At 53.1% G+C, this 20,161-nt stretch carries 15 protein-coding genes, 2 tRNA genes and 1 other RNA gene; 8 read left to right on the forward strand and 10 right to left on the reverse strand.

Features of this window, described 5'->3' with window-relative positions; all coding sequences use genetic code 11:
- The first annotated feature begins 406 nt into the window (after window positions 1-406).
- On the forward strand, window positions 407-3,085 hold the full coding sequence (adhE, locus tag K5E19_RS05415) for a bifunctional acetaldehyde-CoA/alcohol dehydrogenase (RefSeq protein WP_221550312.1): 2,679 nt from the start codon (window positions 407-409) through the stop codon (window positions 3,083-3,085).
- 74 nt (window positions 3,086-3,159) lie between these two features.
- On the opposite strand, the gene tdk is transcribed toward adhE, so the two are convergent.
- Complete coding sequence (gene tdk, locus K5E19_RS05420; protein ID WP_221550313.1) at window positions 3,160-3,774, reverse strand: thymidine kinase; 615 nt, start codon at window positions 3,772-3,774, stop codon at window positions 3,160-3,162.
- Between the two features lie 548 nt (window positions 3,775-4,322).
- Here tdk and hns point away from each other — a divergent pair.
- Entirely contained in the window at window positions 4,323-4,736 is a 414-nt protein-coding gene (gene hns, locus K5E19_RS05425) for a histone-like nucleoid-structuring protein H-NS (protein WP_221550314.1), read from the forward strand.
- A gap of 202 nt (window positions 4,737-4,938) precedes the next feature.
- Here the strand turns inward: hns and galU are convergent, their stop codons facing one another.
- From galU to rssA, 3 genes are all read right to left on the reverse strand, one after another.
- Entirely contained in the window at window positions 4,939-5,847 is a 909-nt protein-coding gene (gene galU, locus K5E19_RS05430) for a UTP--glucose-1-phosphate uridylyltransferase GalU (protein ID WP_221550315.1), read from the reverse strand.
- Window positions 5,848-6,046: 199 nt separating this feature from the next.
- Window positions 6,047-7,060: a two-component system response regulator RssB gene (gene rssB, locus K5E19_RS05435; protein ID WP_221550316.1), complete on the reverse strand. Its 1,014-nt coding sequence runs from the start codon at window positions 7,058-7,060 to the stop codon at window positions 6,047-6,049.
- A gap of 92 nt (window positions 7,061-7,152) precedes the next feature.
- A complete protein-coding gene (rssA, locus tag K5E19_RS05440) occupies window positions 7,153-8,055 on the reverse strand; it encodes a patatin-like phospholipase RssA (RefSeq protein ID WP_221550317.1) in 903 nt (300 codons plus the stop codon).
- Window positions 8,056-8,169: 114 nt separating this feature from the next.
- Here rssA and K5E19_RS05445 point away from each other — a divergent pair, with 114 nt between their 5' ends.
- From K5E19_RS05445 to K5E19_RS05465, 5 genes are all read left to right on the forward strand, one after another.
- Window positions 8,170-8,628 carry a YchJ family protein gene (locus tag K5E19_RS05445; protein ID WP_071985429.1) on the forward strand — a complete coding sequence of 153 codons (459 nt, stop codon included), beginning with the start codon at window positions 8,170-8,172 and terminating at the stop codon, window positions 8,626-8,628.
- A gap of 48 nt (window positions 8,629-8,676) precedes the next feature.
- The gene (gene purU, locus K5E19_RS05450; RefSeq protein ID WP_023312104.1) at window positions 8,677-9,519 is read left to right on the forward strand and encodes a formyltetrahydrofolate deformylase; all 843 of its coding nucleotides are present in this window, start codon (window positions 8,677-8,679) and stop codon (window positions 9,517-9,519) included.
- Window positions 9,520-9,676: 157 nt separating this feature from the next.
- A tRNA-Tyr gene (locus K5E19_RS05455) sits at window positions 9,677-9,761 on the forward strand.
- 35 nt (window positions 9,762-9,796) lie between these two features.
- Window positions 9,797-9,881, forward strand: a tRNA-Tyr gene (locus K5E19_RS05460).
- Window positions 9,882-9,926: 45 nt separating this feature from the next.
- Window positions 9,927-10,057, forward strand: a non-coding RNA gene (locus K5E19_RS05465) — RtT sRNA.
- Window positions 10,058-10,153: 96 nt separating this feature from the next.
- Here K5E19_RS05465 and K5E19_RS05470 read toward each other — a convergent pair.
- Entirely contained in the window at window positions 10,154-10,597 is a 444-nt protein-coding gene (locus tag K5E19_RS05470) for an Lrp/AsnC family transcriptional regulator (RefSeq protein WP_120158324.1), read from the reverse strand.
- A gap of 107 nt (window positions 10,598-10,704) precedes the next feature.
- Between K5E19_RS05470 and K5E19_RS05475 the strand changes: the two genes are divergently transcribed.
- A complete protein-coding gene (locus K5E19_RS05475) occupies window positions 10,705-11,601 on the forward strand; it encodes a DMT family transporter (RefSeq protein WP_221550504.1) in 897 nt (298 codons plus the stop codon).
- On the opposite strand, the gene narI is transcribed toward K5E19_RS05475, so the two are convergent.
- The 5 genes from narI to K5E19_RS05500 form a co-directional block, all read right to left on the reverse strand.
- Complete coding sequence (gene narI / locus K5E19_RS05480) at window positions 11,598-12,275, reverse strand: respiratory nitrate reductase subunit gamma (protein WP_010432973.1); 678 nt, start codon at window positions 12,273-12,275, stop codon at window positions 11,598-11,600. The two genes, K5E19_RS05475 and narI, sit on opposite strands and share 4 nt — an antisense overlap.
- Window positions 12,275-12,985, reverse strand: coding sequence for a nitrate reductase molybdenum cofactor assembly chaperone (narJ, locus tag K5E19_RS05485; protein ID WP_221550318.1), 711 nt, complete (start codon window positions 12,983-12,985; stop codon window positions 12,275-12,277). Before narJ ends, narI begins: the two co-directional genes overlap by 1 nt.
- A complete protein-coding gene (gene narH / locus K5E19_RS05490; protein WP_221550319.1) occupies window positions 12,982-14,517 on the reverse strand; it encodes a nitrate reductase subunit beta in 1,536 nt (511 codons plus the stop codon). Before narH ends, narJ begins: the two co-directional genes overlap by 4 nt.
- Window positions 14,514-18,257, reverse strand: a complete 3,744-nt coding sequence (locus tag K5E19_RS05495; protein ID WP_221550320.1) for a nitrate reductase subunit alpha — start codon at window positions 18,255-18,257, stop codon at window positions 14,514-14,516. The genes narH and K5E19_RS05495 overlap by 4 nt, the downstream gene beginning before the upstream one ends.
- Window positions 18,258-18,639: 382 nt before the next feature.
- Window positions 18,640-20,037 carry a NarK family nitrate/nitrite MFS transporter gene (locus K5E19_RS05500; protein WP_221550321.1) on the reverse strand — a complete coding sequence of 466 codons (1,398 nt, stop codon included), beginning with the start codon at window positions 20,035-20,037 and terminating at the stop codon, window positions 18,640-18,642.
- Window positions 20,038-20,161: the final 124 nt, after the last annotated feature.

Below are 20,161 nucleotides of genomic sequence, written 5' to 3' on the forward strand. Positions count from 1 at the left end.
TTTTGCAGGATTCTTCACCAGAAATCTGTACCAAAACGTTATCATTTCATGATGTTAAACATTTGTAGAATCAATGATAGCGTCACTTCCAATAGTTACGTAATTATTTAACTGTGGAAAATTCTTGCCGAAATAGGCTGCTGAAAGGTATCAGCTTAGGGAAAAATTGATGCAGATCATGATTCCCGTACTCAGAAGTGAGTAATCTGATTACGCCGCCAGGGAGATCACCTATCAAAAAGGTATGATGCTAAGGTAAGGCTCTTTTAGTAAATTAGTGAACTGGAGCGAGAAGTAAGCCCTTGTTTTACTGTGTGTTACGCAAGTGGTATCGGCTCTGTCTATACTGTGTGACGTATCGAGCGCTGGTTTACTAAAAGAGTTTAAACATTATCAGGAGAGCATTATGGCTGTTACTAATATCGCTGAACTGAACGCACTCGTCGAGCGCGTTAAAAAAGCCCAGCGTGAATATGCCAATTTCACCCAAGAACAGGTTGATAAAATCTTCCGCGCGGCCGCACTGGCTGCTGCAGATGCTCGAATCCCTCTCGCTAAAATGGCCGTTGCCGAATCCGGTATGGGTATCGTTGAAGATAAAGTGATCAAAAACCACTTTGCTTCAGAGTATATCTACAACGCCTATAAAGATGAGAAAACCTGTGGCGTGCTGTCTGAAGACGACACCTTCGGTACTATCACTATTGCAGAACCTATCGGCATCATTTGCGGTATCGTTCCAACCACTAACCCAACGTCTACTGCTATCTTCAAATCACTGATTAGCCTGAAGACCCGTAACGCAATCATCTTCTCCCCGCACCCACGTGCAAAAGACGCGACCAACAAAGCAGCAGACATCGTTCTGCAGGCTGCAATTGCCGCTGGCGCACCGAAAGATTTGATTGGCTGGATTGATCAGCCGTCTGTTGAACTGTCCAACGCACTGATGCATCACCCGGACATTAACCTGATTCTGGCGACCGGTGGTCCTGGTATGGTTAAAGCTGCATACAGCTCCGGTAAACCAGCCATCGGCGTAGGTGCAGGTAACACCCCTGTTGTTATCGACGAAACAGCAGATATCAAACGTGCCGTTGCGTCTGTACTGATGTCAAAAACCTTCGACAACGGCGTTATCTGTGCGTCCGAGCAGTCTGTTGTGGTTGTTGATTCCGTATACGATGCCGTTCGTGAACGTTTCGCCAGCCACGGCGGCTACCTGCTGCAGGGCAAAGAGCTGAAAGCCGTTCAGGACATTATCCTGAAAAATGGCGCACTGAATGCTGCTATCGTAGGTCAGCCAGCATATAAAATTGCAGAGCTGGCAGGCTTTACCGTTCCGGCAACAACCAAGATCCTGATTGGTGAAGTGAAAGTTGTCGATGAAAGCGAACCGTTCGCTCACGAAAAACTGTCTCCAACTCTGGCAATGTACCGCGCGAAAGATTTCGATGACGCGGTAGAGAAAGCAGAGAAACTGGTTGCCATGGGCGGTATCGGTCACACTTCTTGCCTGTACACCGACCAGGATAACCAGCCAGAACGTGTTGCTCACTTCGGTCAGAAGATGAAAACTGCACGTATCCTGATCAACACCCCTGCTTCTCAGGGTGGTATCGGTGACCTGTACAACTTTAAACTCGCACCTTCCCTGACTCTGGGTTGTGGTTCCTGGGGTGGTAACTCCATCTCTGAAAACGTTGGTCCAAAACACCTGATCAACAAGAAAACCGTTGCTAAGCGAGCTGAAAACATGTTGTGGCACAAACTTCCGAAATCTATCTACTTCCGCCGTGGCTCTCTGCCAATCGCGCTGGATGAAGTGATTACTGATGGCCACAAACGTGCGCTCATCGTGACTGACCGTTTCCTGTTCAACAACGGCTACGCAGATCAGATCACCTCAGTACTGAAAGCTTCTGGCGTTGAAACTGAAGTTTTCTTTGAAGTTGAAGCTGACCCAACCCTGAGCGTTGTTCGTAAAGGTGCTGAACTGGCAAACTCCTTCAAACCAGATGTGATTATCGCACTGGGTGGCGGTTCCCCAATGGACGCCGCGAAAATCATGTGGGTCATGTACGAGCATCCGGAAACCCACTTCGAAGAACTGGCACTGCGCTTTATGGATATCCGTAAACGTATCTACAAGTTCCCGAAAATGGGCGTGAAAGCGAAAATGATCGCCGTTACCACCACTTCCGGTACCGGTTCTGAAGTGACGCCGTTTGCGGTTGTAACTGATGATGCAACAGGTCAGAAATACCCACTGGCTGACTACGCGCTGACTCCAGATATGGCTATCGTTGATGCCAACCTGGTGATGGATATGCCGAAATCACTGTGTGCCTTCGGTGGTCTGGATGCTGTGACTCACGCCCTGGAAGCCTATGTGTCTGTACTGGCGTCTGAATTCTCTGACGGTCAGGCTCTGCAAGCGCTGAAACTGCTGAAAGAGAACCTGCCAGCGTCTTACAACGAAGGGTCTAAAAACCCGGTAGCACGTGAGCGTGTACACAGTGCAGCAACTATCGCAGGTATCGCGTTTGCGAACGCCTTCCTGGGTGTTTGTCACTCAATGGCACACAAACTGGGTTCTCAGTTCCACATTCCTCACGGTCTGGCGAACGCCCTGTTGATCAGCAACGTTATCCGTTATAACGCGAACGACAACCCAACCAAGCAGACTGCATTCAGCCAGTATGACCGTCCACAAGCACGTCGTCGTTACGCTGAAATCGCTGACCACCTGGGTCTGAGCGCACCGGGCGACCGTACTGCGGCTAAGATTGAGAAACTGCTGGCATGGCTGGACAGCATCAAAGCTGAGCTGGGTATTCCTAAATCTATCCGTGAAGCAGGCGTTCAGGAAGCTGACTTCCTCGCTCATGTAGATAAGCTTTCTGAAGACGCATTTGATGACCAGTGTACTGGTGCTAACCCGCGCTACCCACTGATCTCTGAGCTGAAACAGATTCTGCTGGATACCTACTACGGTCGCGAGTTCAAAGAAAATGACACTGTCGCGACTAAAGTTGAAGCGCCTGTTGTTAAAGCTGACAAAAAAGCGAAGAAAAGCGCTTAACTGACAGCCTAATAAAAAACCCGCCATTGGCGGGTTTTTTATGTCTGCAGATCAGCAAAGAAATCTGTTCTGCCCTATTTCCGATTATCGCTCTGGATAGCCGTCAGTGAACCGACAACAAGCGCCTCTTTATAGTGCTTGCGACAGACCGATACATAGCGCTCATTGCCTCCTATAACGACCTGCTCGCCATCCGCGTAGGGTTTACCCGATTGATCGAGACGAAGCACCATGCTGGCTTTACGGCCGCAGAAACAGATCGTCTTCAGTTCAACGAGCTTATCCGACCACGCGAGCAAATACTGGCTACCGGCAAACAACTCGCCGCGAAAATCGGTACGTAGACCATAACAGAGTACGGGAATATCCAGTTCGTCAACGACTTCAGAAAGCGCATGAACCTGTTCACGCGTCAGGAACTGGCTTTCATCTACCAGAACGCAATGGATGGGCTTAGCGGTATGCTCAGTGCGGATATCGTCCAGTAAATCCGTTTGCGGGTTATACAGCCTTGCTGGCGACGAAAGTCCTATTCTTGAACTTACCTTCCCTGCACCAAAACGATCGTCGATTTCTGCGGTGTATACAACGGTACGCATCCCCCGTTCCTGATAATTGTATGAGGATTGCAGTAACGCCGTCGATTTCCCTGCATTCATTGCCGAATAGTAGAAATAAAGTTGTGCCATTGGCCGAAGAACCCTAATCAATGTGTAATATTCCCGATGAATCATTGTACCATATTTTGTCCCGCCATCAGCGATACACCGCACAGACTATGCCGTTCAACCCGTGATTAACCCTCGGTACTTTTAGAAAATAACGCGTTAAAACATACATTAAACGCTCACCGAACTGCCAATAAGCAACATATGCCGCCAAACATAACACTTCTTTTTATACTGGAATCATCGTTCATTAAAATTCACTATTTATTAACTATTTTTGTCTTAGTCGCGCGTCCATGAAGTAATACAAAAGGCTGATATTTATCCGCCGCAACTATAATTCCTGAGGGAAATGTCACAAAACCAAACATGCATACCGCTGGTTTTTGCCGTTTGACGCGAAATCATCAGACCAGACAAACGGCGAAATTTAAGTTAGCGTAATTAATAATAGCGACGACGATTTCATATTTTTTGAATTCCTTACATTCCCACCTATTGCACAACTCAATTTATCGCTCTATTATTAGGACAACAAACCCCCCCATTATAAGTTTGAGATTACTACAATGAGCGAAGCACTTAAAATTCTGAACAACATCCGTACTCTTCGTGCGCAGGCAAGAGAATGTACCCTTGAAACGCTTGAAGAAATGCTGGAAAAATTAGAAGTTGTAGTTAATGAGCGTCGTGAAGAAGAAAGCGCAGCTGCTGCTGAAATCGAAGAACGCACTCGTAAACTGCAGCAATATCGTGAAATGCTGATTGCAGATGGTATCGATCCAAACGAATTGCTGAACAGCATGGCTGCAGCTAAAACCGGTACCAAAGCAAAACGCGCTGCTCGCCCGGCTAAATATAGCTACGTTGATGAGAACGGCGAAGAGAAAACCTGGACTGGCCAGGGCCGTACTCCAGCTGTTATCAAGAAAGCAATGGATGAGCAGGGTAAACAACTGGATGACTTCCTGATCAAGGATTAATCCGAATCTATTTACAAAATCCCGCTTAATGCGGGATTTTTTTACGCTAAATTCCGCAGAGCAACCCTTTACACTCTGTCATATGCCGCCACAGTCTATTTAAGGTCTTTTACAAGACCTCTCCGGGCGCACAGCGCCCTGTTATGGGCATAAAAAAACCGGTGGGCATCGCCACACCGGTCTTGTTCAACTGAGTATCAGACTATTTCTTAATACCCACGTTTTCTTTGAGCCAGGCTTTAAATTCTTCGCCCAGGCTATTGTGACGAATACCATATTCAACGAATGCCTGCATATAACCGAGTTTATTACCGCAGTCATGGCTCTTACCTTTCATATGGTAAGCTTCTACGGTTTCTTTCTCGATCAGCATATCGATGCCATCGGTCAGCTGGATTTCATCGCCAGCTCCCGGAGGCGTTTTCGCCAGCAGCGGCCAAATCTCAGCACTCAGTACATAACGACCCACAACCGCCAGATTAGATGGCGCGACGTCCGCTTTTGGTTTCTCAACGACACCTACCATCGGAACGCTTTCGCCAGGCTCCAGGTTAACGCCCTTGCAGTCCACAACCCCATAAGCGGTAACGTCTTCTACAGGCTCAACCATAATCTGGCTGCTGCCGGTTTCGTCGAAGCGCTTGATCATTTCTGCCAGGTTATCCTGAGACAGATCTGATTCATATTCATCCAGAATAACGTCCGGCAGAATAACGGCGACCGGCTCATCACCCACAACCGGGTGTGCACACAGCACAGCATGACCCAGACCTTTCGCCAGGCCCTGACGAACCTGCATAATGGTGACGTGTGGAGGACAAATAGACTGAACTTCCGCTAACAGCTGACGCTTAACACGTTTTTCCAGCATCGCTTCAAGTTCAAAACTTGTATCAAAATGGTTTTCGATAGAGTTTTTAGATGAATGCGTAACCAGCACAATCTCAGTAATCCCTGCCGCGATACATTCATTAACGACGTACTGGATTAATGGCTTATCAACTAAAGGCAGCATCTCTTTAGGGATTGCCTTAGTTGCTGGTAACATCCTGGTCCCCAATCCCGCTACCGGGATGACGGCCTTTCTGACTTTCGAATTTAGGGCAGCCATTCAAATTCTCCTGAGCTGTTCAAGTTTTGAACTTTTATGCATTAAATAACGCGTTGAGTATATCAGCCTCAGCCTTTAGTACGGGTCTGAAAAGAACGCGTTGCCGATCAATTAGGATAAATACGCATGAATCTGGCAGCGATAGTAGCACCGCCAACTAAACACTGGAAAAGCAATCTCAAGAATAAAACTCAACTGCTTATTCCGTGGACAACATTAAGCGCAACCGCCCGCCAGCGCCCCAAATTTGGCACTGCCAGGAGGCACAGCGATGGCTAATTTGATTGAGGTAAGCCGTCCCCAGTGTTCCCAGCGGTACGCCGTTACTCACCTGAATATGATGCTCCCCCGTATTCAGAGAAGCGTTTAAACCCGCAGAGACAAGAATCAGGTTTTTCAGTCCGCTGTGATAATAACCGACGAGAAGAGGAAACTGCCCTGGCAAATTAGCCTGGCGGAAAAGTTGATTTACTTGTTTAAGCAAACTGCCTAACTCAGGAAGCCGCTGTCCCTGGTGGGATAACTGCTCCTGCAATAATCCATTAAATAGCGCACGAAGTAACAATGCCGCTAAAACACCATTGTCTCCGGCCCGGGTGACGTCCAGACAATAAAAAGCGAGATCGGAATCGGATAACGGCGCAATATCGAGCACCAGACCATGCTGGTCTGCCGCCACGAGTTGTCGATAATTTATCCGGCAATGGGAAAGCGTTTGTTGTACCGGCGGCTGAAGCTCGTGTAACAATTTGGCTGCCGCAAGCGGATTACTGACTAACGCATCCCAGTCCTGAAAAAGACGTTCTTCTTCCTCAACGCGGGAATTGAACATGTTGGGGTAAAGACAAGCGAGCACCGTCTCACGCAGACGGTTCAAATCCTTGACGGGCTTCAGCAGAATATCCTGTACCCCCAGACGTAATGCTTTTGCGATATCCGCCATATTCTCCGTCGCAGAGATCACCAGAACAGGCATCTGGTTCCCTTCGTTGCGAAGATGCTCAACCAGTTTCAGACCATTCATTCGCGGCATCGCGATGTCGCAGATCATCAAGTCTGGGGTAACAGAGGTCATTTTCTCCAGCGCGTCGATGCCGTCCTCGGCAAGAGATGTATCCGCACCCAGTGAGGATAACCACGAATCCAGCAAAGAGCGGAAAACGGGCTCGTCTTCAACGATTAAAATGTGTTTTCCGACCAATGGCTGCGTCATGGTTCCTCCCCTGGCTGACAGTTACTCAATAGTGGCATGCTATTGGGACTATCGCCTGTCAGATTTTGCTGAAGTAATCAAATAAAGGATGCTTAAAGTGCTGTTCGCACAAATGGCAACAATTCATCTATTTTCTTTTCGACGGCTAAGGAACCCGCTGAAATCGCGGCCTCAGCTCTATGGAAATCAAGGGTAGAGATTTGAGGACAATAAGGTTGAATCAGAATATCGGGAGGATCGCCAGCCATACGATTTCGCTTCAGGCGATTCTCAAGGACCTGAATTGACGTGGTCATAATTTCAAGGGCGGTGGGTGCCATTACTGTGCGGCGGGCTGCCAGGCGTCCAATCCTTCCGCGTAAACGCGCATGCCAGGCGAGCTTCTCTCCTTCGGCATCATCACTTTGAAGATTAACGGGCATGAGGTCTTGCTGCATCAGGTGGGCATCATGTTGCAAGTCGACGGCAATCACAATATCCGCACCCATGGCACGCGTTAGGGAAACAGGAACCGGGTTCACTACCCCACCATCGACCAGCCAGTAGCCGTTATGTGGCACAGGGGCCATTAATCCCGGCATGCTGCAGGACGCACGGACAGCAAGATGAAGATCGCCTTCGGTGAGCCAAAGCTCACGTCCTGTACTGAGGTTCGTGGCCACCGCGCCAAACGGCAGCTGACAGTGGGTAAAGTCATCAAGGGGCATAATCTGACGGAACTGATTAAACACGCGCTCGCCGCGCAGCAGGCCGCCACGCTGCCAGGAGAGATCCATCAGGCGCAGCACATCCCAGTAGCTGAAGGAACGTACCCATCTCTCTAGCTCCGGTAGCTTACCGCAGGCATATGCTGACCCGACCAGCGAACCAATCGAACAGCCTGCAACGATATCAACGTCAATACCCATCTGTTTCAAGGCGTTGATAACGCCAATATGCGACCAGCCCCGGGCTGCACCTGAGCCTAACGCCAGTCCAATTTTAACTTTTCTCATTAGCCCTGTTTTACTTCCCCTGGATCCCCAACATAGCGTCAACGCAATAGCTCAGTTAACATAGTGCTACCCTAAGCGTTAAACGCCCTTATTTTTTGTTCCAGGAAGAGAATCGTGTCTCAACTCTGCCCCTGTGGTAGCGCTCTGGAGTATAGCCTATGTTGCCAGCGATATCTTACTGGCGAGCAGGTTGCTCCGGACCCGTCACACCTGATGCGTTCGCGGTATACTGCTTTTGTGATCAAAGACGCAGATTATTTAGTCAAGACCTGGCACCCCACTTGCCATGCAGCTGATTTTCAGCAGGACATTGAAGCGGGCTTCGCCAATACCCACTGGCTCGGCCTCACGGTCTTTGATTCAGCCCCCGGTCGTGATGAAAACGAAGGTTACGTAAGTTTTGTCGCCCGTTTTACCGAACAGCACAAACCCGGCGCCATTATTGAACGTTCCCGTTTCTTAAAGGAAAGCGGCCAATGGTATTATATTGACGGAACGCGCCCTCAATTCGGTCGTAACGATCCCTGCCCTTGCGGTTCAGGTAAAAAATTTAAAAAGTGTTGCGGGCAGTAATGCCTGACAACCCAGACTTCGCAAATACACAAACAGGATTTCCCGGCGATGCAATCACTACAACGTAAAGTTCTGCGCACCATCTGTCCCGATCAAAAAGGACTGATCGCACGAATTACCAACATTTGTTACAAACATGAACTGAATATCGTGCAGAACAACGAGTTCGTTGACCACCGTACCGGCCGCTTCTTTATGCGCACCGAGCTCGAGGGTATTTTCAACGACACCACCCTGCTTGCCGATCTGGATAGCGCACTGCCGGAAGGTTCCGTGCGTGAGCTGACGCCTGCTGGCCGTCGTCGCATTGTGATCCTGGTGACCAAAGAGGCACACTGCCTGGGCGACCTGCTGATGAAAGCCAACTACGGTGGTCTTGATGTTGAAATTGCCGCCGTTATCGGCAACCACGAGACGCTGCGTACGCTGGTCGAGCGTTTTGATATTCCGTTCGAACTGGTCAGCCACGAAGGTCATACCCGTGAAGAGCACGACGATCTGATGGCGCAGGCGATTGAAGCGCATAATCCAGACTACGTGGTGCTGGCGAAATACATGCGCGTATTAACGCCTTCTTTCGTAGCGCGTTTCCCGAATAAGATCATCAACATTCACCACTCGTTCCTTCCCGCCTTTATTGGCGCGCGCCCGTACCACCAGGCGTACGAGCGCGGCGTGAAGATCATCGGTGCGACGGCCCACTACGTGAATGACAACCTGGATGAAGGTCCTATCATCATGCAGGACGTGATTCATGTGGATCACACCTACACCGCAGAAGACATGATGCGCGCGGGGCGTGATGTTGAGAAAAACGTCTTAAGCCGTGCGCTGTATCAGGTGCTTGCCCAGCGTGTCTTTGTTTACGGCAACAGAACCATCATTCTTTAATCTTTCGGAAAATGAATTGATTAGCTTTGCGCCTTTACGGATAAAAAGCAGGCAAACAGCGTCATTTCCCTAAAGGAATGCTTTACAGGGGCGTCTCATTTGATATGATGCGCCCCGCTTCCAACAGGAAGCAGGCCAGTAAAAAGCATTACCCCGTGGTGGGGTTCCCGAGCGGCCAAAGGGAGCAGACTGTAAATCTGCCGTCATCGACTTCGAAGGTTCGAATCCTTCCCCCACCACCATCTCTCAGCACGACCTCAAAATTTGAATTACCCCTGGTGGGGTTCCCGAGCGGCCAAAGGGAGCAGACTGTAAATCTGCCGTCATCGACTTCGAAGGTTCGAATCCTTCCCCCACCACCATCACTTCCAAATGACTCTAAATCTTCTGTTCGCACCAGGCATCATGAATTTCCGTAACGGGGAAGGATGAGAAGCTTCGACTAAGGTTCGATTCGAGCGTAGCGAGAAAGCGTTGCCGCTGGCAACGACCCGAAGGGCGAGGCGCAACGCGCCGAGTAATCCTTCCCCCACCACCATCATTTCCCGAATAACCTTAAAAAATCATTTTAAAACTAAACCGCGTCCGCCTTCGTAGGCCGGGTCAGGCGCAGCCGCCACCCGGCGACCGAAACCTACATCGGCGGCAACCGTCGCTTCACCGGCGAACTCTTCACAATCGACGTATTACACTGGGCGTGTTCCGCCAGGCCGTCCAGCAGCACATCCAGTTGCTCTATCGACCTCACCACCAGCCTTATCACAAAACAATCCTCGCCAGTCACTTTGTCGCTCTCAATACACTCCGGCATGGCCTGAATGTATTTATCCACCTTATGCAATAACCCCGGCAACGGGCGCACGCGCACCAGCGCCTGTAAGGTGTATCCCAGCGCCGCCAGGTTCACCCGCGCACCATATCCCTGAATCACACCGCGCTCTTCCAGCCTCTTCAAACGTTCTGCCGTGCTGGGTGACGTCAACCCCACACGACCACTCAGCACCTTCAGCGACACGCGCGCGTCCTCTACCAGACAAGCCAATATTTGCCGATCGATATCATCAAGCAGGTATTCCATCGCTTTCACCTAATTTTAAAAAGCCATTAACCTGTTTCACCTTATATCAGCCCTGTAAAACCCGACAGCGATTTTCGACAATAGGGTCATTAATCAGGAGGTGGATGATGCGTGATTTACAAAAAGGCATCGGGCAGATGAGCCTGGCGATGTTAATTTCCGGCTCTATCGGCGCGTTTGTTTTACTCTCCGGTCTGCCGGTAACGGAAGTGGTGTTCTGGCGCTGCGTTATCGGCGCGGTGACGCTTTATATGTTCATCCGGTTAAGTCGAAAGCCCTTCAGTCCCCTCACCCGCACCACGCTGCTGCTGGCCATTTTTGGCGGTGTAGCGCTGGTGGTGAACTGGCTGCTGCTGTTTGCAGCCTACGAGAGGATTTCGATTGGCCTGTCTACCGTGGTCTATAACACCCAGCCGTTTATGCTGGTGATGATGGGGATGCTTTTAGGCGAACGCGTCAGTCTGGTGAAGTGGGGTTGGTTGATCCTCGCCTTCGGCGGCGTGGTAATATTGCTTTCCAGCGAGCTGAGCGGCACGCATGGCAGCGAATGGCTTGCAGGTATCGGGCTGGCGCTGGGGGCGGCATTCTTTTACGCGCTGACTGCCATTATCGCCCGCAAACTAAAGTCCATCGCACCGCAACATATCGCCTTTATTCAGGTCCTGACAGGCGTAGTGATGCTTCTTCCGCTGGCGCATATGCCATCCCTTTCGGGCGATTTCCCCTGGACGATACTGCTGACGCTGGGCATTGTCCACACCGGCATTATGTACCAGTTGCTGTATAGCGCCATTCAGAAACTCCCTACTCCAGTCACCGGCTCGCTGTCGTTTATCTATCCGGTGGTCGCCATTGTTGTTGATAACCTGGTGTTCGGACACTCGCTGAACCTCACGCAGCTTGCGGGCGGCGCGCTGATATTGCTTGCCGCTGCGGGCAACAACCTGGGCTGGGGCGAAAAAAAACCCCGCGAGTGCGGGGTGGGTATCAAAACGACAAATTAGCGACGGGCGCGCACAATCTGGTATTTGCGCGTCAGGTACTCTACCGGCGCGCTCCAGATGTGCACCAGACGGGAGAACGGGAACAGCACAAACAGCGTCATCCCCAGCACCAGGTGCACGCGGAAGATAAAGGCCACGCCGTCCAGATGCTCAGATGCGCCGCCGTGGAAGGTCACCACGGACTGCGCCCAGCCGACCAGCTTCATCATTTCGCTGCCGTCCATATGCTGTGCAGAGAACGGAATCGTCAGCAGACCCAGCGCACACTGCACCATCAGCAGGGAGAGGATCAGGATGTCCGCTGCGGTCGTGGTGGCACGCACGCGCGGGCTGAACAGACGACGTTTCAGCAGCAGCAGGCCGCCGACCAGACACATCACGCCGCTGGCACCGCCCGCAAACATCGCCATTTTCTGCTTCACTTCAATCGGCAGCCAGGCTTCGTACATCCAGTGCGGCGTCAGCATGCCCAGGAAGTGACCGGCAAAAATCCCCAGGATCCCGATGTGGAACAGGTTAGATGCCAGGTTCATCCCCTTGCGGTCCAGCATCTGGCTGGAGGCCGCCCGCCAGGTATACTGGCCATAGTCATAACGCAGCCAGCTTCCCACCAGGAACACGGTGCCCGCGATATACGGGTAAATGTCAAAGAAGAACATATTCAGGAAGTGCATTATTGCCGTCCTCCGTTAGAGATATTCAAATATTGCGGAGCAACGGCTCCGGCGAAACGACGCTGGTGGGCCGAGATTTCAGACTCGCCGCAGTTCTGGTCAGCAAAGAACTTCACCTGCTCTTCTTCCCAGACCGCATCCAGCGCCTGCGGAGTGTCGTCGCGCGCTTCGTCCGCGATTTTTTCCGCTACTTTTTCGCTATCAACGGCGGCATTTGCCAGCTTCACCAGCAGGTCAAAGAGCACCGCATAAGCACTTTCGCGCTGCTGAAGACGCGCGCCGAGCAGCGCCAGGATCGGTGCGATATCCTGTAAACCGCCCAGCGCCTCTTCTTTTGGCAGCTGCGCCAGATATTCCAGGTACAGCGGCAGGTGGTCTGGAAGTTCGCGGCTGTCGAGCTGCAGGCCGTGCTGCTCATACTGGGCCATCAGGTCGACCATCGCCTGACCGCGATCGCGGGATTCACCGTGGACGTGTTCAAACAGCAGCAGCGACGTGGCGCGCCCGCGGTCAAACAGCTGGCTGTAGTCCGCCTGCGTGTCCAGGAGATCGCGCGCTAACAGATCGCGGAGGAAAACGCCCAGCTTCTGGGCATCCTCTTTATCCAGATTTTCAGATGACGCGAGTGCATCAAAGAGTTCCTGCTGATGCTGCGCAAGCGCAGCATCCGGGTACTCGAGCAGACGCGAAACAATGACGAGTTCAATCATTGGTGCGGCTCCGTTTTGCTGGTCACATCCATGGCGTCGATGCGGCGGCTGTTGAACAGGTTGAATTTGGTGTCTGAGCCGTGGCAACCGTCACCGAAGCTAAAGCCACATCCGTTTTTCTCCGGGAAGGCGTCACGCGCCTGCTCGCGGTGGCTGCTCGGTACGACGAAACGGTCTTCGTAGTTCGCAATCGCCAGATAGCGGTACATCTCCTGCGCCTGCGCTTCGGTCAGACCGACCTCTTCCAGCGCGCGGGTATCGGTCACACCGTCAACGGTCTCTGCACGCTTGAAGTGACGCATCGCCAGCATACGCTTCAGCGCCAGCAGGACCGGCTGGGTATCGCCTGCGGTCAGCAGGTTCGCCAGGTACTGAACCGGAATACGCAGGCTTTCCACGTCTGGCAGAATGCCGTTGCCGCCCAGCTCACCCGCATCGGCAGCAGACTGAATCGGCGACAGAGGCGGCACGTACCAGACCATCGGCAGCGTGCGGTATTCAGGATGCAGCGGCAGCGCCAGCTTCCAGTCCATCGCCATTTTGTACACCGGAGACTGCTGCGCCGCGTCGATCACGCTCTGCAGCACGCCGTCCTTCAGCGCCTGCTCGATCACCTTCGGATCGTTCGGATCGAGGAACACGTCCAGCTGACGCTGGTACAGATCTTTCTCGTTCTCGGTGCTTGCTGCCGTTTCAATCGCGTCCGCGTCATACAGCAGCACGCCGAGGTAGCGAATACGGCCTACGCAGCTTTCTGAACAGACGGTCGGCATGCCTGCTTCAATGCGCGGATAGCAGAAGATGCACTTCTCTGACTTGCCGCTCTTCCAGTTGAAGTAGATTTTTTTGTACGGACAGCCGGTGATGCACATGCGCCAGCCGCGGCACTTGTCCTGGTCAATCAGGACGATGCCGTCTTCTTCACGCTTGTAGATGGCACCGCTCGGGCAGGTCGCCACGCACGCCGGGTTGAGGCAGTGCTCGCACAGGCGCGGCAGGTACATCATGAAGGTGTTTTCAAACTGGCCGTACATCGCCTTCTGCATGTTCTCGAAGTTTTTGTCTTTCGACAGCTTCTCGAACTCACCGCCCAGATCATCTTCCCAGTTTGGGCCTTTCTCGATCTTGTTCATACGCTGGCCGGTGATCAGCGAGCGAGGACGGGCAATCGGCTGATGTTTACCTTCCGCTGCGTTATGCAGGTTCTGGTAGTCGAAATCGAACGGCTCGTAGTAATCGTCGATGCCCGGCAGATGCGGGTTAGCGAAGATTTTCCCCAGCAGCATCGCGCGGTTACCCATGCGAGGCTGGATTTTGCCGTTGATTTTACGGATCCAGCCGCCCTTGTACTTCTCCTGATCTTCCCAGTTGGTCGGGAAGCCGGTGCCCGGCTTGGTTTCCACGTTGTTGAACCAGGCGTATTCGGTCCCTTCACGACTGGTCCAGACGTTTTTACAGGTGACCGAGCAGGTATGACAGCCGATGCATTTATCCAGATTCAGCACCATGCCGACTTGTGAACGAATTTTCATTTTACGCTCTCCTGTACCTGGTCATTACCTTCGCCGTCTAACCAGTTAATATTCTTCATCTTACGTACCACCACGAACTCATCGCGGTTAGATCCTACGGTGCCGTAGTAGTTAAAGCCGTAGGCCAGCTGCGCATAGCCACCGATCATATGGGTTGGCTTCGGCGTAATACGGGTGACCGAGTTATGAATACCGCCGCGCTGCTCGGTGATTTCTGAGCCAGGAATGTTCACGATACGTTCCTGCGCGTGGTACATCATGGTCATCCCCGCTGGCACGCGCTGGCTAACCACTGCGCGAGCGGTCAATGAACCGTTGCTGTTGAAGACTTCGATCCAGTCGTTATCGACAATCCCCAGATCTTTGGCATCCGCTTCGCTCATCCACACAATCGGACCGCCGCGTCCCAGCGTCAGCATCAGCAGGTTGTCGCTGTAGGTGGAGTGGATCCCCCACTTCTGGTGTGGCGTCAGGAAGTTCAGCGCTTTTTCAGGGTTACCGTTGGACTTCTCGCCCATCACCGCTTTCACCGAACGGGTGTCGATTGGCGGACGGTAAACCAGCAGGCTTTCGCCGAAGTCACGCATCCACTGGTGATCCTGATACAGAGACTGACGACCGGTCAGGGTACGCCATGGGATCAGCTCGTGAACGTTGGTGTAACCCGCGTTATAAGAGACGTGCTCATCTTCCAGACCAGACCAGGTCGGGCTGGAGATAATTTTGCGCGGCTGGGCCTGAATATCGCGGAAGCGGATTTTCTCGTCTTCTTTGTTCAGGGCCAGATGCTTGTGGTCGCGACCGGTGATTTTACTCAGCGCTTCCCAGGCTTTTACGGCAACCTGGCCGTTGGTTTCCGGTGCCAGGGTCAGGATCATCTCTGCGGCATCAATCGCCGTGTTAAGCATAGGCTGGCCTTTTGCCGGGCCGTCTGCTTTGGTGTAATTGAGCTTACGCAGCAGGTCCATTTCGCTCTGGGTATTCCAGGCGATCCCTTTCCCACCGTTGCCGATTGTCTCCATCAGCGGGCCGATAGAGGTAAAGCGTTCGTAGGTCGCCGGGTAGTCACGTTCTACCGGAATGATGTGCGGCGCCGTCACGCCCGGAATGAGGTCGCACTCGCCTTTTTTCCAGTCCTTCACGTCCAGCGGCTGCGCCAGTTCGGCAGCGGAGTCGTGCTGGATTGGCAGCGTCACCACGTCGGTCTCCTTGCCCAGGTGCCCTACGCAGACTTCGGAGAATTTCTCAGCGATGCCTTTGTAGATTTCCCAGTCGCTTTTGGATTCCCACGCCGGGTCAACGGCAGCAGAAAGTGGATGAATAAACGGATGCATATCCGAGGTATTCATGTCGTCTTTTTCATACCAGGTTGCCGTCGGCAGAACGATATCGGAGTACAGGCAGGTGCTCGACAGACGGAAGTCCAGCGTTACCACCAGATCCAGCTTGCCGTCCAGGCCGTTGTCTTTCCATTCCACTTCTTCAGGCTTCACGCCGCCCTGCTTGCCAAGATCTTTGCCCTGAATACCGTGTTCGGTACCGAGCAGATATTTCAGCATGAACTCGTGACCTTTACCGGATGAACCCAGCAGGTTTGAGCGCCAGATGAACAGGTTGCGCGGATGGTTTTTACCGTTTTCCGGCTGTTCCGCCGCAAAGCGAATCGAACCTTCCTTCAGTGACTTAACCGTATAGTCCACCGGGGTCATGCCCGCCTGCTTCGCCGCTTCCGCGATGCGCAGCGGGTTGGTGCCCAACTGCGGAGCCGACGGCAGCCAGCCCATACGTTCCGCACGCACGTTGAAGTCAATCAGGTGGCCACTGTAGCGGGATTTATCCGCCATTGGCGACAGCAGTTCATCTGCGGTAACCGTCTCGTAGCGCCACTGGCTGGAGTGGTTATAGAAGTAGGAGGTGCTGTTCATGTGACGCGCCGGACGCTGCCAGTCGAGGGCAAACGCCAGCGGCTGCCAGCCGGTCTGCGGACGCAGTTTTTCCTGTCCGACGTAGTGTGCCCAGCCGCCGCCGCTCTGACCGACACAGCCGCAGAAGATCAGCATGTTGATCAGGCCGCGGTAGTTCATGTCGAGGTGATACCAGTGGTTCAGACCGGCACCGACGATGATCATGGAGCGACCGTGGGTCTTATCGGCGTTTTCCGCGAACTCACGTGCGATGCGGGTGATCTGCGCGCGCGGCACGCCGGTGATCTGCTCCGCCCAGGCTGGGGTGTATGCTTTTACGTCGTCGTAGCTGCTTGCACAGTTTTCGTCGTTCAGACCGCGCTCAAGGCCGTAGTTCGCCATGGTGAGATCGTAAACGGTGGTAACGAGCGCCGTTGAACCATCGGCGAGCTGAAGACGCTTCACCGGCAGTTTGTGCATCAGAACGTTATTCAGTTCAACCTTGTTGAAATGCTCGGTGCCTTCGCCGCCGAAGTACGGGAAGCCGACGTCAGCGATCTCGTCCTGGCTGCCCAGCATGCTCAGGCGCAGTTCGGTCTCTTCGCCGGTGGTGCCGCTACGCTGCTCCAGGTTCCATTTGCCCTTTTCGCCCCAGCGGAAACCGATAGAGCCGTTTGGCGCGATCAGCTCGCCATTGCTGTTACAGGCAACGGTTTTCCACTGCGGATTATTTTCCTGACCAAGTGAATCTACCAGGTCGGCCGCACGCAGCATACGACCGGCAGCGTAGTAGCCGTCGCGCTCTTCCAGCATCACCAGCATCGGCATGTCGGTGTAGCGACGCACGTAATCCGTGAAGTACTGGCTCGGCTTGTCCAGGTGGTACTCGCGCAGCATCACGTGGCCCATTGCCAGCGCCATCGCCGCATCGGTGCCCTGCTTAGGTGCCAGCCACAGGTCGCACAGCTTGGCGATTTCCGCATAGTCAGGGGTAATCGCAACGGTTTTGGTGCCTTTGTAACGCACTTCGGTAAAGAAGTGGGCGTCCGGAGTACGGGTCTGCGGAACGTTAGAGCCCCAGGCCAGAATGTAGCTGGAGTTATACCAGTCGGCGGACTCCGGCACGTCGGTCTGCTCGCCCCAGGTTTGCGGGGACGCAGGCGGCAGGTCGCAGTACCAGTCATAGAAACTCAGACAGGTCCCGCCAATCAGGGAGAGATAGCGCGCGCCAGACGCGTAAGAGACCATCGACATCGCCGGGATTGGCGAGAAGCCCGCCACGCGGTCCGGGCCGTAGGTTTTGACGGTGTAGACGTTAGACGCCGCAATCAGTTCATTCACCTCTTTCCAGGAGGAGCGAACGAAACCACCGCGGCCGCGAGCCTGCTTGAAGCTTTTCGCTTTGTCGGCGTCTTCAATGATGGATGCCCATGCATCAACCGGATCGCTGTGCTGGACTTTCGCTTCACGCCACATTTTCATCAGGCGCTTACGCATCAGAGGATATTTCAGGCGGTTAGCGCTGTAGAGATACCAGGAGTAGCTTGCACCACGGGGGCAGCCGCGCGGTTCATGATTCGGCAGATCGGGACGGGTTCGCGGGTAGTCGGTTTGCTGGACTTCCCAGGTCACCAGACCATTCTTGACGAAAATTTTCCAGCTGCACGAGCCCGTGCAGTTGACGCCGTGGGTAGAACGGACAACTTTGTCATGCTGCCAGCGCTGGCGGTAGCCGTCTTCCCAGTCGCGGTTGGTCTCCAGAAGCTGACCGTGCCCATCGGCAAACGTCTCGCCCTTCTGCTTGAAGTAGCGAAACCGGTCTAAAAATTTGCTCATCGGGTATCTCCTGTGTGGAGCCTGTGGCTCTCTAAATCGACATTGCTGATTTGCTGCGAAGGTAACGCTCTGAAAGCGGGGGAGAATTGATAACGATCAAGGCGGACGGGGTCTCCGAAGGGAGGTGTTATAGCAAATACCACCAAAGCGGTATAAATGTAAATTTCATAATGTTTTGATTAATATGGATATTTTATATTTATCGTACAAACAGCAGGGCTGAATTTAACATCTCAGGTATTAAGGGGTAGACCCCACTGGAAAGCGATGGCGATCACAGCGTTACCCGCTGGCGAGGGGTGGAAGTAGCCATCAGTATGTTGTAACTATTTTGATGCCAGAAAAAACGCGGCCCGAAGGCCGCGAAAACGGATAATCACACTTACTTATTTTTCTTGGTATTACGGCCATATACCAGCCACGTAATCACAACGCAGGCGATATAGAAGACGAGGAATACTTTCATTGCCCCTGCCGGAGAGCCGGTCAGGTCCAGTGAGATACCGAACGCTTTCGGGATGAAGAAACCGCCGATTGCGCCAATGGCAGAGATAAAGCCCAGCGCCGCAGCGGTGTCGGTCGCCGCTTCACGCATGGCCTGCTCTTCTGTGCCGCCCTGGGCTTTTACGCGATCCATGGTCAGCTTGCGGAAGATGACGGAGATCATCTGGAACGTGGAGGCACTTCCCAGCCCGGCCGTCAGGAACAGCACCATAAACACGCCGAAGAAGGCAATAAAGTTACCGCCCTGCCCGTTGGCTGGCAGCGTCAGGAACAGCAGCGCACAGAAGATTGCCATCACCATGAAGTTCACCAGCGTCACGCGCGTCCCGCCCAGACGGTCGGAGATCATCCCGCCAAGAGAACGCGCCAGCGCGCCGACAAACGGGCCAAAGAAGGCAAATTGCAGGATCTGCACCTCCGGGAACTGGGTTTTCGACAGCATGGCAAAGCCCGCAGAGAAACCGATAAACGAGCCGAACGTTGCCAGATACAGCAGCGCCATGACCCACAGGTGACCGCGTTTCAGAACCGGTAACTGTTCGCTCAGGGACGCCTTCGACGCGGACAAATCGTTCATAAAGAACCAGGCCGCCAGGGTGAAGACCACCAGGAACGGCACCCAAATCCAGGCCGCGTTTTGCAGGAACAGAGAAGAACCATCCGGCTGGGTCACACCGCCGCCGCCAAAGGCCGCGAAGATGGAAACCGAAATCGCCAGCGGGGCAATCAGCTGCATCACGCTCACGCCCATGTTTCCCAGACCGCCGTTAATGCCCAGCGCACCACCCTGCTTCGCTTTCGGGAAGAAGAAGCTGATGTTCGCCATGCTGGAGGCAAAGTTCGCGCCCGCAAAACCGCACAGCAGAGAGATGATCACAAACACGCTAAACGGCGTGGAGGTATCCTGCACCGCAAAGCCGAGCCACACGCACGGCACGATCATGATGCCGGTACTGAAAGCCGTCCAGCGGCGTCCGCCAAACACCGGCACCATAAACGCGTAAGGCACACGCAGCAACGCGCCGGACAGGGACGGCAGCGCGGTCAACATAAACAGCTGATCGGTCGTAAAAGTAAAACCGACTTTTGGCAGGTTTACCGCCACCGCGCTAAATAACATCCATACGCAAAACGCTAACAGCAGGCACGGAACGGAAATCCATAGATTACGACTTGCTACACGATGGCCGCGCTGTTGCCAGAACGCCGGATCCTCTGGTCGCCATTCTGTAATAACGGCACCATTTTCCCTTTCGGGAGCGGATGAGTGACTCATAGACACCTCTGATTCTCGAATGATGCTGCAAACATTAGGGTTTTAGGGCGGCGGTAAGTTGATATAAATCAAAGGAAAAGTGCGGGGTTTTGTGGCGAAAAAAACGTCATTACTCTTAGTGAGT

It is taken from the genome of Enterobacter sp. RIT637 (assembly GCF_019718755.1).
Taxonomy (GTDB): domain Bacteria; phylum Pseudomonadota; class Gammaproteobacteria; order Enterobacterales; family Enterobacteriaceae; genus Enterobacter.

Coding starts and splice junctions, on each gene's coding strand:
- rssB (WP_221550316.1), bottom strand. CDS start 7,060: ATGACGCAGCCATTGGTCGGAAAACACATTTTAATCGTTGAAGACGAG.
- K5E19_RS05495 (WP_221550320.1), bottom strand. CDS start 18,257: ATGAGCAAATTTTTAGACCGGTTTCGCTACTTCAAGCAGAAGGGCGAG.
- adhE (WP_221550312.1), top strand. CDS start 407: ATGGCTGTTACTAATATCGCTGAACTGAACGCACTCGTCGAGCGCGTT.
- rssA (WP_221550317.1), bottom strand. CDS start 8,055: ATGAGAAAAGTTAAAATTGGACTGGCGTTAGGCTCAGGTGCAGCCCGG.
- narJ (WP_221550318.1), bottom strand. CDS start 12,985: ATGATTGAACTCGTCATTGTTTCGCGTCTGCTCGAGTACCCGGATGCT.
- K5E19_RS05475 (WP_221550504.1), top strand. CDS start 10,705: ATGCGTGATTTACAAAAAGGCATCGGGCAGATGAGCCTGGCGATGTTA.
- narI (WP_010432973.1), bottom strand. CDS start 12,275: ATGCACTTCCTGAATATGTTCTTCTTTGACATTTACCCGTATATCGCG.
- galU (WP_221550315.1), bottom strand. CDS start 5,847: ATGGCTGCCCTAAATTCGAAAGTCAGAAAGGCCGTCATCCCGGTAGCG.
- narH (WP_221550319.1), bottom strand. CDS start 14,517: ATGAAAATTCGTTCACAAGTCGGCATGGTGCTGAATCTGGATAAATGC.
- hns (WP_221550314.1), top strand. CDS start 4,323: ATGAGCGAAGCACTTAAAATTCTGAACAACATCCGTACTCTTCGTGCG.
- K5E19_RS05470 (WP_120158324.1), bottom strand. CDS start 10,597: ATGGAATACCTGCTTGATGATATCGATCGGCAAATATTGGCTTGTCTG.
- purU (WP_023312104.1), top strand. CDS start 8,677: ATGCAATCACTACAACGTAAAGTTCTGCGCACCATCTGTCCCGATCAA.
- tdk (WP_221550313.1), bottom strand. CDS start 3,774: ATGGCACAACTTTATTTCTACTATTCGGCAATGAATGCAGGGAAATCG.
- K5E19_RS05500 (WP_221550321.1), bottom strand. CDS start 20,037: ATGAGTCACTCATCCGCTCCCGAAAGGGAAAATGGTGCCGTTATTACA.